Genomic DNA, 14603 nt, shown 5'->3' with positions numbered 1-14603 from the left:
TGACGTTTGAATTGCTTAAAGAGTGATTTTAGATGTATAGCCGCTTCCCTTTAAGCCTTCTGATACCTGTGCCTTCTCCTCATCGGTTAATGGTAGCACCGGCCGGCGCATCAGAGCTGAAGAAAAGATTCCTCTCTGATAAAGAGCCTCTTTCATACGGGCATGTGCTTCTCCTGACGGCTGTCCTCCGCCGTAAATTGCTCTGGAGATCGGGAAAATTTTATCATCGTATTCATGGATCTTTTTAAAATCGCCTGCTTTATAAGCTTTAAATGCTTCTGTGATCAGTTCCGGAATACATGCAGCAAAACCGATTAATGCACCATCCATACCAGGGAATGTTAGAGAAGACATCAGGCTTTCATCATGGCAGGTAATGAGAGAAACGTGGGGAGCTTCCCTGCGCAGAATCCGCACATCATTTTCATATAATGGAGTCACACGGGTTCCCATCTTAATTGCTTTTACATGATCGATTTCTTTGCACATCTTAACCAGAGTATCAACTGGATAAAATGCCTTGCTGATTGCCGGATATAAATGGATAATAATATCAATATCTGCGCCGTCTGCCACGTCTTTAATATAGTTAAATGGTGCATCCGGATGCATTCCAAAACGAAGCCACATGTGAGGAGGCATAAGCAAAATACCATCAGCGCCTGCTTCCTTTACTTCTTTTGCCATCTCAATGGACTCAACCGTATTTTCGCAGTTGATTCCTGAAATGATTGTCAGTCTGTCGCCAACCTCATCTGCTACAATTTCAACCACTCTTTTTCGTTCTTTTCTGCTTAATCCCGTTACCTCTCCAGTATGCCCGTTACAGACTAAACCTTCGATCTCATCAAAGCCGGCAAGCCAGCTGACATATTTTCTCAGTTCAGCTTCATTAATGCTATAGTCATCATTCATAGGAACGCAGATTGCAGGGAATATGGTTTTCCAGTTTTTTACTTTAGACATTTTTTTATCTCCTTTTTCATGAAAGAATGTAATGAATCTGATTTCATATGTATTGCGCTATACATATGAGAGGTTTTCAGCCCGGGTTAGATATAATATACAATTTTATTTGGATACAAACGTTTGTATATTGTGAATCAGATTATATCACTCAAAAATGTCGTTGTAAATATAACCAAATATTCCTGCAAATAGTTGCATAAATTGGTGTTTTTTATAATCCGTTGTACTTTGGCATGGGGAAGTCCAGTTCGTAACACCTGCAAAGATCAATGAATTCATGAATGGTCCTGGTTAAAAGCTTGTCTTTGTGATGGACGATATAGAAGTACCGTTTAAATTCCGCTCCCTCTATTTCCAGCTGGTAAACCAGTTTTTTCTCCAATGGGCCGGAAACCATGCGCTTTGGCACAACGGCAATTCCAAGTCCATGAATGACTGCATTAACCAGTGCGGTTGTACTCATCCCTTCCCAAACTGGCTTTACCGTAATACCTGATTTTTCCATCACCTCTTCAAACAATTCTCTGGTCCCGCTCCCATGTTCACGCAGGAGAAATTTTTGTCCGCTTAACTCTTCCGTTTTCAGCACCTGTCCCTGGTAATAGGGGTGACGGCCCGGAGCGATGACTGCAAGGGAATCTTCCATATAAGGCTCTGCAAGCAGGGAGCTTTCATGAACCGGCCGCTCCACCAGCGCAAAATCCAGTTCATTACTTAGAAGCTTCTGCTCCAGCTGATGGGAAGTTCCGATAAACACCTGCACTTCCGCTTCCGGATACATTGCTGAAAATTTTTCCACATAGCTTGGCATGAACTGGGAACCAATGGTGATACTTGCTCCGACTCGCAGCACCCCGATGGTATCCCAGTTTCTGATCCCTTTCTCCATATCATCAAGGAGGGCAAATATACGCTGGGCATATTCCAGAAACTGTCTGCCTGCCTCAGTCAGATAAAGCCTTCTGGATATGCGGTCAAATAGCACAATCCCATAGTATTTTTCAAGCTCCTGTATGGCTACAGAAACCGATGGCTGGGTCATATATAGTTTTTTCGCTGCTCTGGTTATACTGTTATTGCATTCACACACAGTAAGAAATATGCGCAGATGGCGTATGGACATTGGGATACCTCCTGTTATTATAGCTAATATCATATGTTTTTCATAAAATTATACTATTTTAATTATAAACCATCAAGTGCTATACTTGTAAAGGAATAAACAACCTGAAAGGAAACTTCTATGAAATACTTAATAAAAGCAGGAAAACTTTATATCCTTGATAATGAAAGACCATCCACAAAGCTTGCCTGCTTAAAAATGCCCTATTATCCTACAAGGAAGACCATACTTTCCCCTGACGGCAGAATTAAATTATATGCAGATATAAAAACCTGTGAGGGCGGTGAACACAGCCAGGAACAAATTTATATCCTTTCTGATTCTCTCAATCAGACCATATTATCCGGAAGTCCTGTATTCCCGGAAAATCTGTCTTTGCTGAATGGCCAGCCACTCAACCAGATCAAGTTCATCATGGATCATAAAGGTTATAATTTATTTATGAAAAGCAGCGAGGAATACTGGATCATGGATGAGGAAAGCTGGGTGACTGCCAGGCTTGTACACAATATAAAAGGTGGTGGCTGGAATGTGGAGGCAGATCCGGTGTTTTCTCCTTTTATTCTAATGGGACTCTTTATTTTTTGCAGATATTTAGACAGAGAAAATGAATTTGCATCAGAAACAGGAGACTTACACAGATGAACAAAAAAATACTAAGCAATATATTCTTATCAACACTTTATTTAAGTTCCTTTACCTTTGGGGGCGGCTATGTAATTGTCACTTTACTGAAGAAAAAATTTGTAGATGAGCTTCACTGGATTGATCAACAGGAAATGCTTGACCTGGTAGCCATCGCCCAGTCCTCACCAGGAGCCATCGCTGTTAACGGAGCTATCGTTGTGGGATATAAACTCGCCAGATTACCCGGCGTTATTTGCGCTGTATTAGGTGCTGTGATTCCACCCTTTATTATTCTTACTGTCATCTCATTTTTTTACACCGCCTTTAAAGAAAATTTTATCATTCAGGCGATGCTAAACGGTATGAAAGCAGGAGTTGGTGCTGTGATTCTTTCCGTTGTTTATGACATGGGAGGTGACGTGGTAAAGGGAAAAGATCCCCTTTTAATTATTTTGATGGCAGCTTCCTTTATTGCCGCTTACTTTTATCACGTAAATGTAATTTTTATCATCCTGGCTGCAGCACTGACCGGCATAGGTAAGACTATCATTAGAAAACTTAGAAACGAGGCATAATTATGATCTATTTAAAATTATTCTGGGCATTTTTTCAGATCGGAGCGTTCAGCTTCGGTGGTGGTTATGCCGCCATGCCGTTAATTAAACAACAGATTATCACTACTTATCACTGGCTCACCATAAACGATTTTACCGATTTAATTACCATCTCACAAATGACACCTGGACCAATTGCCATAAATTCTGCAACCTTTGTAGGAAATCAGATTGCCGGAATACCCGGCGCTTTTTTTGCCACATTGGGATGTGTTCTTCCTTCCTGCCTGTTTGTCACCTTCTTATCCTGGGCATATAACCGATATAAAAATTTAAGCATTCTGCAGGATATATTAGAAAGCCTGCGTCCTGCCGTCGTATCTATGATCGCAGTGGCGGGAATTGATATTTTACTTCCTGCTGTCTTTCCCTCTGGCTCCCTCTCTTTTTTACCTGGTCAGGTAAAACTTCGTCCAGTGCTCTATTTTGCTGCTGCCGTATTTCTGCTCCAAAAGAAAAAGAAAGACCCTATTTTCGTTATGGTTCTTTGCGGTGTTGCCGAAGTAGCAGCTCAGTTGCTCATGCCTGGTATATAAAGTTGTTCATCTGTGTCACAGCCGATTGAATCATGAGTATTACCGTTTAAATTATCTTATTTCCCTTATTATTAATAATTATAGTAATCTTTTTTATGAATTTTCTATTAACAAATTGTCACTTTGTGTCGAATAACAGTTGATGGTGAAGAAAAATGAAACTAATGACAGGAAAGGAGGGTCATTTTTTTAATATATAAAAATTTAGCTGCATGATATGCAGTTTATTTTTTATACGGTAATTGGTAAATTTTTCCTTATAAGCAAACTATATTACCGATGCACAGGAGGGAAGTTTTTTACTATTTTTTTAATTTGAGGGAGCATTAAGATGAAGAACAAGAAAAAAATTAATTTCAATGATATGAAGCTTGCAATGAAAACAACCATTGCTACAGGTATCATACTGATTATGAGTTTGACCGTGCTTATTACCATCTCTTCCATACTTGCAAGCAGTTCAATATCCAAAGCAATCAATGGTGAGTTTACAGGAATTGCAGCTCAGAACGGTCTCATGGTCCAGTCTATTATTAATGATGCGTCTGGCACTGCCAAAGATTTACAGGATTACTTAAATCGGGTGTATAACGGTGGGGAAGCCACCAGTGACTGGAAAGACATTAACAGAAAAAGCAAAATATACAATGCCCAGCTGAAAGAAGTCAATTATGAGGTAGAGAATTACATTACAAATTCAGCCTGGGCAGCGGTTAATGGCAACGATTCCTTATATGGTGTGGGCGCCTTTTTCGAGCCTGGACAATTTGACCCGGCAGTCAAAGATTACTCTGTTTATGTTGACCGTGACAATGCAAAAAATAACACTGCCCAGTCTCTCGGTGCCTATAGCGAATACTCCAATCAGGATTATTACCGGGTCGCAAGAGAAACAAAAGCGCCTTTTCTGACTGATCCCTTTGATTATAAAGGAACCATGATGAGTACCATTGCATATCCAATTATGAACGGAGACCGTGTAATTGGTGTGATTCTGGCTGATATTAACGTATCTAATTTTTCCAGAATTAAAACCACCGATGCCAAGTATCCTTCTATGTATGTGGATATTTATACAGAAGGAAATATGATTGCTTTTGACAGTAAATCAAGTGACAACATAGGTAAAAAACTGGAAGACTTAATTCCTCCATCAGAATATGCCAGGATTGTAAAAATGCAGGAAAACAAGAAAGAATTCCACATTGATACAAAAAAGGCTGACGGTTCTCTGGAAGCCAGACATTACTATCCCATCACCTGCGGATCCCAGACCTGGTGGGCTTCAAGCAGTCTTGACAAAAGCGATTTGAATAAGGATGTGGTAAAAAGCGTTATTGTCATGATTGTACTGGCTGTTATATCTCTTATTTTTATTAATTCGGTTATTATTGTATTTTTACGGAGAACATTAAAACCCATTGACGGAGTTGTGGCCGCAGCGAAGAACATTGCGGCTGGAAACTTAAATGTTGAGATTCAGGTCAAAAGTAATGATGAAATCGGCCAGCTATCAAAAACATTCGTGGATATGGGACAAAATTTAAAATTAATTATTCAGGATATCAATTATCTGCTTGGTGAAATGAGCCAGGGAAACTTCAAAGTTCAATCGGAGTGCCAGGATCAATATACCGGGGATTACCGCTATATCTATGAAGCAATGCATAACATCCGCTTAAATTTAAGCAGCACCCTTCTGGAAATTGACGAGGCATCCGAGCAGGTATCCACAGGAGCCTCCCAGGTAGCTGACGCTTCCCAGGCATTAAGCCAGGGAGCCACAGAGCAGGCCTCCTCCATAGAAGAATTGTCCGCAACAATCACGGAAATCTCAGAACGTGTAAAACAAAATGCGGCCAATGCAGCGGAGGCAAATACCCTTTCTCAGGAAGCAGGTATGGGTATCATGGAAAGCAACCAGAAAATGAAAGAAATGACGGAAGCCATGAACGAGATTGCCAATACTTCCAATGAAATCAGCAAAATTATCAGAACCATTGATGATATTGCTTTCCAGACCAATATCCTTGCACTGAATGCAGCTGTTGAAGCAGCCAGAGCCGGATCTGCGGGCAAGGGATTTGCTGTTGTTGCTGACGAAGTACGAAACCTGGCTGGTAAATCAGCAGAAGCAGCAAAAAATACGACTGCTCTTATTGAGAATGCCATATCTGCAATTGGAAGCGGAACAAAAATCGCTGACGAGACAGCAAATGCACTTCGCCTGGTGGTTCAGAAGTCTGAAATCTCTACCGGTAAAATCGCAGAAATTGCAGAAGCATCTAATGTACAGGCAGATGCCATTACACAGATCACAACTGGAATTGACCAGATTTCCGCAGTAGTTCAGACGACTTCCGCTACTTCAGAAGAAAGTGCCGCTACTTCAGAGGAATTGTCTGCCCAGGCAGTGAACTTAAAATCTCTGGTAGGAAAATTCCAGCTGGTAAACAGCAAGGAACAGCTGGCAGATGCGCCCCAGCTGACAGAACGCAGCCATAAGGCTACTACTGAGTTCTCTGAAACAAATACAGATTCCAAGTATTAAATTCAATCAATATAAGAAACGTACATGAACGGTTTTCCCTGTCATGTACGTTTTTCTTTACAATTCCATTCCAAGTGCAATAAGTCGGAACATACGGATTGCTCCCTGATAATATAAATCTTCTGCCCGGTTAAATGCCTCATTCAGATCCATAACCCCATTTACCGTAGTCATAATAGAACGGATTCCATAATCATAGATTTTCTCCGCACCAGGTCCCATGGATCCGGTCAGGGCCACAGCAGGAATCCCTCTCCGTCTGCATCTTTGTCCAATCCCCTGCATCACCTTGCCAAAGCAGGACTGCCAGTCTGCCCGCCCCTCTCCTGTCACTACAAGGGAAACGCCATTAAGTCGGGAGTCAAAATCAATTAAATCCAGAACCGTTTCAATACCGGATTTTAGTTGCCCCCCTAAAAATATGCAAAGTGCAGCGCCAAGTCCGCCAGCAGCACCTGAACCAGGAATTTCATCCGGATTGATTCCAAATTTCTGTATCATTATATTTCTGTAATTTATCATGCCATTTTCAAGCTGGTCTAAAACAGGCGGAGTCCCTCCTTTCTGCTTCCCAAAGGTATAGGCAGCTCCATCAGGACCGCACAGCGGATTGTTTACATCACACATAACAGTAAGCTTTACCTGGTTAAGTCTGGGATCCAGACTGGAGGTATCAATGGAAGATACCCTGATTAAATCCTCACCCGTACCATTTAGCTCCTCTCCGCTAACATCCAGGAACCGGACACCCAGCGCTCTCATACACCCCATTCCGCCATCATTTGTTGCTGATCCTCCTATGGCAATGGAGATGTCTGTAAACCCTCTATCTAACGCATCTTTTATCATTTCACCAGTTCCAAAACTTGTGGTGGTTCTGGGATCTCTCTTCCTTTCTGGTATCAGGGTCAGACCGGAGGCTGCCGCCATCTCGATAATGGCCCGGTTCTCATCCAGGCTTCCATAATAGGTGTGAACTGTCTCTAAAAGAGGACCATGTACAGTCACCGGCACCCTTTCTCCCCTGACTGCAGAGATTACCGCGTCTGCAGTACCTTCTCCTCCGTCGGCAACCGGAATCCCTTCCCACTCACAAAGTCCAAATACTTCATTAGCAGCCTTACCTAACAGATCAATGGTCTGTGGGCTGGTAAGCGTTCCTTTCAAAGAATCGGATGCAAATAATAGCTTCATATCAGGTCTCTCCTTTCCCCCTCTCTGTCTGATTCCTAATGAAGAATCAATGACAGAATAAAGATTTCCAGTATTCCTGCTATACCAAGTACCAGAGTTGCCATAGTCTGAGTCTTATATCCCTTTTCCGGTGTCATTGCTCCAAAGTTTGTCACAACCCAGAAATAGGAGTCGTTGGCATGAGAAACAGTCATTGCACCAGCACCGATTGCCATACATGCAAGCGTAACTCTGACTGGACTCTCCAGCCCCAGCATAGGAAGTAAAGGTGCCACAATTCCAGCCGTTGTGGTTAAGGATACAGTTGAGGAACCTTGTGCGCTCTTTAAAATTGCTGCCAGAATAAATGGGAAGAAAATACCCATGGTACTTAACACAGAGGCGTGATCCTTAATGTAATTAACCATGTCAGTGGATGAAATCACTTTACCCAAAACTCCCCCTGCAGCTGTGACAAAAAGAATTGGTCCCACTGTTTTTAACGTTTCATTAGTGATTTCATAAAAATCACTCATTTTTCCTGCACCTTTCAGCTGAATCACACTAAAAAGTGTACCAACTGCCAAAGCGATAATCGGTGTTCCTAAAAATTTGATTATATCCCCGCCAAGTCCCGTCATACCAGCCATGGCGGCTATAGAAGAAAGTGCCATCAGAAGAATTGGAACCAAAATCGGAGCCAGAGCATTTGCGCCACTGGGGAGCTTTCCATATTCTGCTACCAGTTCTTCATAAGTCTTTCCGATCTCTCCCATATCCGCCTCATCATTTGATTTTACCTTTTTGCCTATGTATCTGGCATAGAAGTAACCTGCTATCAGAGGAAAAACAGAACACAAAGCGCCCATTCCCATTACAAGAAGCAGATTTTCACCAATTCCAAGGGTAGACGCTGCTGCAATGGGGCCTGGTGTAGGCGGAATAAATACATGGGAAATATATAATCCGGAGGAAAGCCCAACTGTCATTGCCACGGAGGACGCCGCCGTCCTGTTTACCAGTGCTTTTCTGATGGGATTTAAAATTACAAATCCCGAATCACAGAAAACTGGAATAGAAACCACCCAGCCCATCATTTCAATTGCCAGTACAGGATTGTTTTTTCCTACCAGCTTAATTACCATATCTGCAAGTTTCAGTGCAGCCCCTGTTTTTTCCAGAACTGTTCCAATTAAAGCACCCAGAATAATTACGATACCGATGCTTGAAAAAGTGCCGGAAAATCCTGCTCCGATTACAGATGCCAGTCCGCTTACTTTTGTTCCATCTCCCAATGTTTTGTCTGCCAGCGGTATTCCTGCTACAAGGCCTAACAGCAAAGAGATGGTCATAATTGCGATAAACGGATGAATTTTAAATTTGGAAATAGCCATAATCATCAGAATAATCGCCAGGATAAATACAAAGATTAACGGTAAACCTGTCATAAAATGACCCCCTTCTTAAATGAAATTAATCATGCAGCTAACTTCTTATGCCAATAGTATCATCATAATAAATCCAAAACCACTGCTGTGAATCTCAATATCACGGTGATTTTTGTATTATCAATACGAAACTAATGTTCTTTTGTTAAAAAAGAATAAAAATTCTCCATAAAAAACGGTCTTTTGCTGCTTCAATGGGGTTTATATTAAAGTAATCTTTGATCTTGCCGTAGCGGTATAAAAGCGTATTTTTATGAACAAAGAGCTCTTTTGAAGCTGTCACCAGATTATAATTGGATTTTATCAGCGCACCTGCAATCTCAATGAATGATTGTTTCAAGTCTTCATTCATTTCCTTTTCATAAGTCTGAAACATCCACTGAAGTTCGTTAAAGGGTACAACGGAACGTACATAATTTCCCGTGTAATCATAAAAAAATGCTGCGGTCGTATTCACTGCTTTTTCCTCCAGCCATACGCAATGTTTGTAAGCGTAGTAATACTGAGTGAAATTTTCCTGAAAGGAACCAATATAAAATCTACATTGCTTCTCCTGCTGACGCAGCCATTTTAATACGGTACTGAGATAATCCCCAATCAAATATTTATAATCAGCAAACAGCTTGGTGTTTTCTGTCTTCATGGTTTTAAATATCAGTACATGGGTATCATTTAAAACTGCACTGATATCCTCTCTTCCATGACGGGGACCATGTTTTAACATGTCCAGAATTAATTCAGCTTTTACCTCTTCTGTTTTGCATAAGATGGGAATCCGGATTATGTTTTCAGAGTAATTGAGCTGATGGGCCATACTCCGCAATTCTCCCGGGTCGGTATGTTCCACATGGATCAGCAGATTGGTAAAGTGTTCTTTTTTATCTCTTCTCCTCCGGATTTCCTCCTGCTGTTTTTCATATTTTAACATCGCCTCAATTGCCATTTTGGTAATCAATGCTACCGGCTTTATTTCAGCTGGCTCTCCGGTTATCCCAACCACACCCTCCCGCCTTCCATCGATGTTGATTACCATGTTAATTCCGGGTCTGACACCGGGATAATCTTCCTCTCCTGATGTGACCACCATATCTTCTTTCCCTGTCACAATATAATAAGCGACCTCATGAAACGTTCCCACCCGGCTCTCATCCCGGCTTGCAATAATAATCCCCTGATCATTCATAATATTGATATTATACTGGGTATACTGGGTTACCTGTTCAATAAATTTCCTTGCCAGATCTGTTTCAATCATACCTTACCTCCTGACCTTCTCTGCTGCATGCCAATAACAGCTTAACATATTTTTCCATCTGTAACAATCATGGGTATGTGCTTAAATTCTTTACTTTTTGATTCCGTTATGATACAGTAATTCTTGCCTGAAATTTATCAAAAATAGGAATTCAGAATCAGAATAGGAGAATATTATGCTGACAGATGATTACGCTACACGGATCAATAATGGAATGGTTAGTACACTGTTAAAACTGATTTTTAATATAGAGCTGGGAAAAAATGATGACAGGGCTTTTAAAAGCCGGGAAATGGAAGAGAAATTTGAAGAGCTGAAAAAACTGATTGAAGAAGGATCCATTAATGATGCTGAGAATACTCTTTTGGAAGAACTGGATTCTGAGGATATGGAATACTTAAAACTGGCTTTGATGTTCTATTATACCTTAAATGACAAAGACGGGGACTTCTTAGATAAGAACGATTTTTCCAAATCTGAGATATCTGACGGACTGCGTTATGTATCAGGAATCTACGGATATGAGAGCATGGCAGAGGCAATGCTTGGCGACAGTGACATCTGATTACATCGAAAAATCCCCCATTCTGCATATTTCCTACTGATGCAGAATGGGGGATTTTCTAAAATATCATTTATTTGGACATATGTCCGTTTAACTTTTCTACCAGTTCTTCCACTGGAACTCCGTGTACCATGCAGGCTTCTTCCAGACTTTCCATAGTTGAGGAAGGACAGCCAAGACAATGCATTCCCATTTCAAAAAAGTATGGTGCTGTGGTGCGGTCTGCTTCTAAGATTTCTCCGATTAATGTTTCCTTTGTCACTGTAAGATTCATTTAAATTACCTCTCTTCTCATATTGTTTTTCATAGGCTCGATGGTTTCAAACAACCGCCCTGCCCCTTCTTTTGGCATAAGTACCTGCTCCATCCGTGGCAACGCTATTCCTATGGTTTCTCTTATAACATCTTCTATGGTCTCCACCGCAATGATGGTAAGCCCTTCTTTTGTTTCTTCCGGCACATCCTTTAAATCAACCACATTATCCTGAGGAATCAGTACTTTCTTAATTCCTGCCCTCTGTGCTCCCAGAAGTTTTTCTTTCAGTCCGCCAATTGGTAATACGGCTCCTCTTAAGGTGATCTCACCAGTCATTGCAAGTCTGGAATCAATCTTAGCGCCTGTGACTAAAGAAGCCAGTGCGGTAAAGAGTGCAATTCCAGCGGAAGGGCCATCTTTTGGTACAGCACCTGACGGTACATGAATATGAAGATCTCTCTCTTTAAAATTAAAGGTATTAAGGGGCAGTCTGGATTTTAAAAGGCTTAAGGAGATTCTGGCGGATTCCTTCATCACATCTCCCAGCTTGCCGGTTAATATGATGTTACCGGTGCCCGGCATATCAGCCGCTTCAATAAATAAGATCTCTCCTCCTACCGGTGTCCAGGCCAGTCCGGTTACCACACCAGGCGGGTTGTCAAGCTGGGCTTTCTCATGGCGGGAAACTTTTCTTCCAAGAAGGTCTTCCAAATCTGCAGGTTTCACTACAACTGGTATTTCGGTCTTTTTTGATACTATTTTTTCTGCTGCAGTTCTGGCAAGGGATGACAGCTGCTTTTTCAGGCCTCTGACCCCGGCTTCCATGGTGTAATCATTGATAACCGCTTTCAGAACTTCATCTGCAATCACAAGCTCTTTTTCACTTAATCCGTGTTCTTTTAATACTTCCGGAATCAGATGATCTTTTCCGATATGAAACTTTTCATCTGCCGTATAGCTTGTGATGTTTATGATCTCCATTCTGTCAAGCAGGGGACCGGGTATGGTTTCTAAGGAGTTTGCCGTAGCGATGAAAAATACATCGGACAGATCATAAGGAACATCCATATAATGATCCGTAAAGGTATTGTTCTGCTCCGGATCAAGCACCTCAAGGAGTGCGCTGGCAGGATCTCCGCTGTATCCTCCTGACATCAGCTTATCCACTTCATCCAGTACCATAACCGGATTGGTGGCGCCAGCTTTTTTCATGCTCTGAATGATTCTTCCAGGCATGGCTCCCACATAGGTTCTCCGGTGTCCTCTGATTTCAGATTCATCCCTGACGCCGCCAAGACTTAACCGTGTATAAGGTCTGTCAAGAGCTTCGGCAATGCTTTTTCCAAGACTGGTCTTTCCTGTTCCCGGAGGTCCCACCAGTAAGAGGATGGAGCCTTTCTTTTCTTTGTTCAGTTCCATAACCGCCAGATGCTGTATGATCCTGTCCTTTACTTTATCAAGTCCGTAATGTCTCTCATTAAGAATTTTCCTTGCTCCGTCTAAATCAACGGATTTTGCGGGCTGTTTTTTCCATGGCAGCTTTACCAGTAAGTCCAGATAATTGCGCATTACCTTGTAGTCGGGCTGGTTTGGTCCCTGCTCTTCCATCTTTTCATATTCTTCCAGAGCAGATTCCTTTATATCCTGGGGCATGCCAGCTTCTTCAATCTTGGAACGGTAATCATTCTCTTTCTTGCCGTCCCCTTCTTTTCCTTCGTTTAATTCTTCCTGAATGGCTTTTAACTGTTCTCTTAAAACTGCTTCCCGATAATTTTTATTGGCTCTTTCAGAGAACTTCTCCGTTACCTGCATCTGCAGTTCAATCATTTCCTTCTGCTTCAGAATATGATCCATGAAACGAAGGCTTCTTTCCTTTAAGGACTGGATTTCTAACAGCTGATAGCGTTCCTCGGAAGAGATCTGTATAAACTGGGATAAATACATCATAAGTGCATTGATATCCTGAAAACTGTTTACAATTCGTTGGTACTGTTCTCCACCTGTGAATTTACCGCTGATCTCATTGCTGACTTTTTTAATGTATCCCAGCATTTCCTTAAGGCTTGCCTCATCTAAATCTGCCAGATCCGGCTCTTCCTCAAATGCAGCGTATAAAACACCTTTATCTTCACTGATCTGGTTCACCATGATTCTGCTGCCCAGTTCCACGGAAAGGCGGAATCCCTTTTCCGTCTGTTCCACTGAGTTTATGGAAAAGGTAACACCAATCCGGTGAAAATCATCTTCTGTCTTATCTTCTGAGCCTGCATTCTGTTTCAGCGGCAATGCAATCTTTACGATTTCCTCCTCTTCCAGGCTCATGATCTGTCTTTCATTTAAATGTTCCAGATGTATTATTGTCGCGACACCAGGCAATAATACTTTATTAAAAACCGGAACAATTATGCCGAGATTATTATCATTATAATTTTTCATAGTTTTATCCTTTCTGTGCGTATTTTAAGTGAATGTTCATTTAACAATCAGATTTTTAATGGCGAGATATCTCTTACTAGATCAATAAAAGAATCCCGCTTATAAATATTACATCATAATTGCGTTTTGTATCATGATAATCAGCTCTGTGAGCAAATCTTCTTTCTGAGCTTCATCCTTCCGGTTATCAACCGCAATGGCTTTCACCGGCTGGAAAATAATTGCCAGTAAATTATCTTCCCTGTAATCTCTTAAGATATGGTTCTGCTTCATCTCTGCCATCATATGATAGATTTTGCAGATGCCCTGTTTTCCAGAGCAGCTGTTGGCTAAAGATGGACAGTTGGAAAATTGTTCCACAAAACTGAATATTTCCTTATTCTCCAGAATGTAGTTATAATAACTTCGGATCAGTAGCTCAATCTGCCTGCGCCCTTCTAACTCCTGCTTCATGCTGTCTAATAAGTAGTCGTAAATCTCTTCTGAATATTCCAGGTAAATGTCATGCAGCATCACATCCTTATTCTCGTAATAGATGTAAACCGTTGCCGGCGAAACCCCTGCCAATCTGGCTATTTTAGAGACAGAAGTGCCGTGAAAGCCCTCCTGCAGGATCAGCTTTATTACTGCTTCCTTGATATTCCTCACCTTTTCGTCGTCTTTTCTTCTCATTTCATCACCTCTATAGGTTTATAATAAATGATCATTCACTTATTGTCAATACTTTTTTTACACACATTATTTCTTCTGTGATTTTATTACTGAATTACAAACCAATTAACTGCTATAATGCAGAAAAAGAAACGGAGGTAGAGAACATGGCATGGTATCATCTAATTGGCATAGCGGTTGGAGGGGTTGCCGGGATTGTATATAATAAAAAGGTGGGATGCCCCAGCGGAGCGTGTCCAATCACTTCTAATCTGCATTTAACGATTCTCTATGGAGCAGCAATTGGTTACTTAATAAGCAATTTTTTTTAATGTAAGATACTATAAAAAGCCAATTACCTGATCAGTTTCTGATGTCAGGTAATTGGCTGATTTTATA

Annotated in this window: 14 protein-coding genes; 6 read left to right on the top strand and 8 right to left on the bottom strand. The window is 41.3% G+C overall.

The annotated features are described in order from the left end of the window. Positions 1 to 15: 15 nt before the first annotated feature. Positions 16 to 966 (bottom strand): dihydrodipicolinate synthase family protein, encoded by a 951-nt coding sequence (locus tag ACOAOT_RS06665; protein WP_420216278.1) that lies wholly within the window; start codon positions 964 to 966, stop codon positions 16 to 18. Between the two features lie 214 nt (positions 967 to 1180). After that, the gene (locus ACOAOT_RS06660) at positions 1181 to 2092 is read right to left on the bottom strand and encodes a LysR family transcriptional regulator (RefSeq protein ID WP_420216277.1); all 912 of its coding nucleotides are present in this window, start codon (positions 2090 to 2092) and stop codon (positions 1181 to 1183) included. 120 nt (positions 2093 to 2212) lie between these two features. Here ACOAOT_RS06660 and ACOAOT_RS06655 point away from each other — a divergent pair, with 120 nt between their 5' ends. The 4 genes from ACOAOT_RS06655 to ACOAOT_RS06640 all read left to right on the top strand — a co-directional run bounded on the left by ACOAOT_RS06655 (position 2213) and on the right by ACOAOT_RS06640 (position 6420). Beyond that, a complete protein-coding gene (locus ACOAOT_RS06655) occupies positions 2213 to 2737 on the top strand; it encodes a hypothetical protein (RefSeq protein WP_420216276.1) in 525 nt (174 codons plus the stop codon). Beyond that, positions 2734 to 3294, top strand: a complete 561-nt coding sequence (locus tag ACOAOT_RS06650; protein ID WP_420216275.1) for a chromate transporter — start codon at positions 2734 to 2736, stop codon at positions 3292 to 3294. Before ACOAOT_RS06655 ends, ACOAOT_RS06650 begins: the two co-directional genes overlap by 4 nt. Before the next feature lie 2 nt (positions 3295 to 3296). Then, a complete protein-coding gene (locus ACOAOT_RS06645; protein ID WP_420216274.1) occupies positions 3297 to 3869 on the top strand; it encodes a chromate transporter in 573 nt (190 codons plus the stop codon). Positions 3870 to 4200: 331 nt separating this feature from the next. Further along, positions 4201 to 6420 (top strand): methyl-accepting chemotaxis protein, encoded by a 2220-nt coding sequence (locus ACOAOT_RS06640; RefSeq protein WP_420216273.1) that lies wholly within the window; start codon positions 4201 to 4203, stop codon positions 6418 to 6420. Positions 6421 to 6477: 57 nt separating this feature from the next. Here ACOAOT_RS06640 and ACOAOT_RS06635 read toward each other — a convergent pair whose 3' ends face one another. The 3 genes from ACOAOT_RS06635 to ACOAOT_RS06625 form a co-directional block, all read right to left on the bottom strand. After that, positions 6478 to 7614 (bottom strand): glycerate kinase family protein, encoded by a 1137-nt coding sequence (locus tag ACOAOT_RS06635; RefSeq protein WP_420216272.1) that lies wholly within the window; start codon positions 7612 to 7614, stop codon positions 6478 to 6480. 35 nt (positions 7615 to 7649) lie between these two features. Continuing rightward, entirely contained in the window at positions 7650 to 9041 is a 1392-nt protein-coding gene (locus ACOAOT_RS06630; RefSeq protein ID WP_420216271.1) for a GntP family permease, read from the bottom strand. Positions 9042 to 9186: 145 nt separating this feature from the next. Beyond that, complete coding sequence (locus ACOAOT_RS06625) at positions 9187 to 10296, bottom strand: CdaR family transcriptional regulator (RefSeq protein ID WP_420216270.1); 1110 nt, start codon at positions 10294 to 10296, stop codon at positions 9187 to 9189. Between the two features lie 175 nt (positions 10297 to 10471). On the opposite strand from ACOAOT_RS06625, the gene ACOAOT_RS06620 reads away from it, so the two are divergent. Then, positions 10472 to 10861: a DUF6483 family protein gene (locus ACOAOT_RS06620; RefSeq protein WP_104438988.1), complete on the top strand. Its 390-nt coding sequence runs from the start codon at positions 10472 to 10474 to the stop codon at positions 10859 to 10861. A 70-nt stretch (positions 10862 to 10931) separates the two neighbouring features. Here the strand turns inward: ACOAOT_RS06620 and ACOAOT_RS06615 are convergent, their stop codons facing one another. The 3 genes from ACOAOT_RS06615 to ACOAOT_RS06605 all read right to left on the bottom strand — a co-directional run bounded on the left by ACOAOT_RS06615 (position 10932) and on the right by ACOAOT_RS06605 (position 14225). Next, positions 10932 to 11135 (bottom strand): DUF1858 domain-containing protein, encoded by a 204-nt coding sequence (locus ACOAOT_RS06615; RefSeq protein WP_104438987.1) that lies wholly within the window; start codon positions 11133 to 11135, stop codon positions 10932 to 10934. Further along, positions 11136 to 13553, bottom strand: a complete 2418-nt coding sequence (lon, locus tag ACOAOT_RS06610) for an endopeptidase La (protein ID WP_420216269.1) — start codon at positions 13551 to 13553, stop codon at positions 11136 to 11138. Positions 13554 to 13661: 108 nt separating this feature from the next. Next, positions 13662 to 14225, bottom strand: a complete 564-nt coding sequence (locus ACOAOT_RS06605; RefSeq protein WP_420216268.1) for a TetR/AcrR family transcriptional regulator — start codon at positions 14223 to 14225, stop codon at positions 13662 to 13664. Between the two features lie 146 nt (positions 14226 to 14371). On the opposite strand from ACOAOT_RS06605, the gene ACOAOT_RS06600 reads away from it, so the two are divergent. Further along, positions 14372 to 14536 carry a DUF6132 family protein gene (locus ACOAOT_RS06600; RefSeq protein WP_420216267.1) on the top strand — a complete coding sequence of 55 codons (165 nt, stop codon included), beginning with the start codon at positions 14372 to 14374 and terminating at the stop codon, positions 14534 to 14536. Positions 14537 to 14603 lie beyond the last annotated feature (67 nt).

Origin of the sequence: Lacrimispora struthionigena, from assembly GCF_048627165.1 — a bacterium.
Classification (GTDB): domain Bacteria; phylum Bacillota; class Clostridia; order Lachnospirales; family Lachnospiraceae; genus Lacrimispora.
Note: the sequence above shows the minus strand (reverse complement) of the source record. Positions and strands in the feature narration are given on the sequence as shown.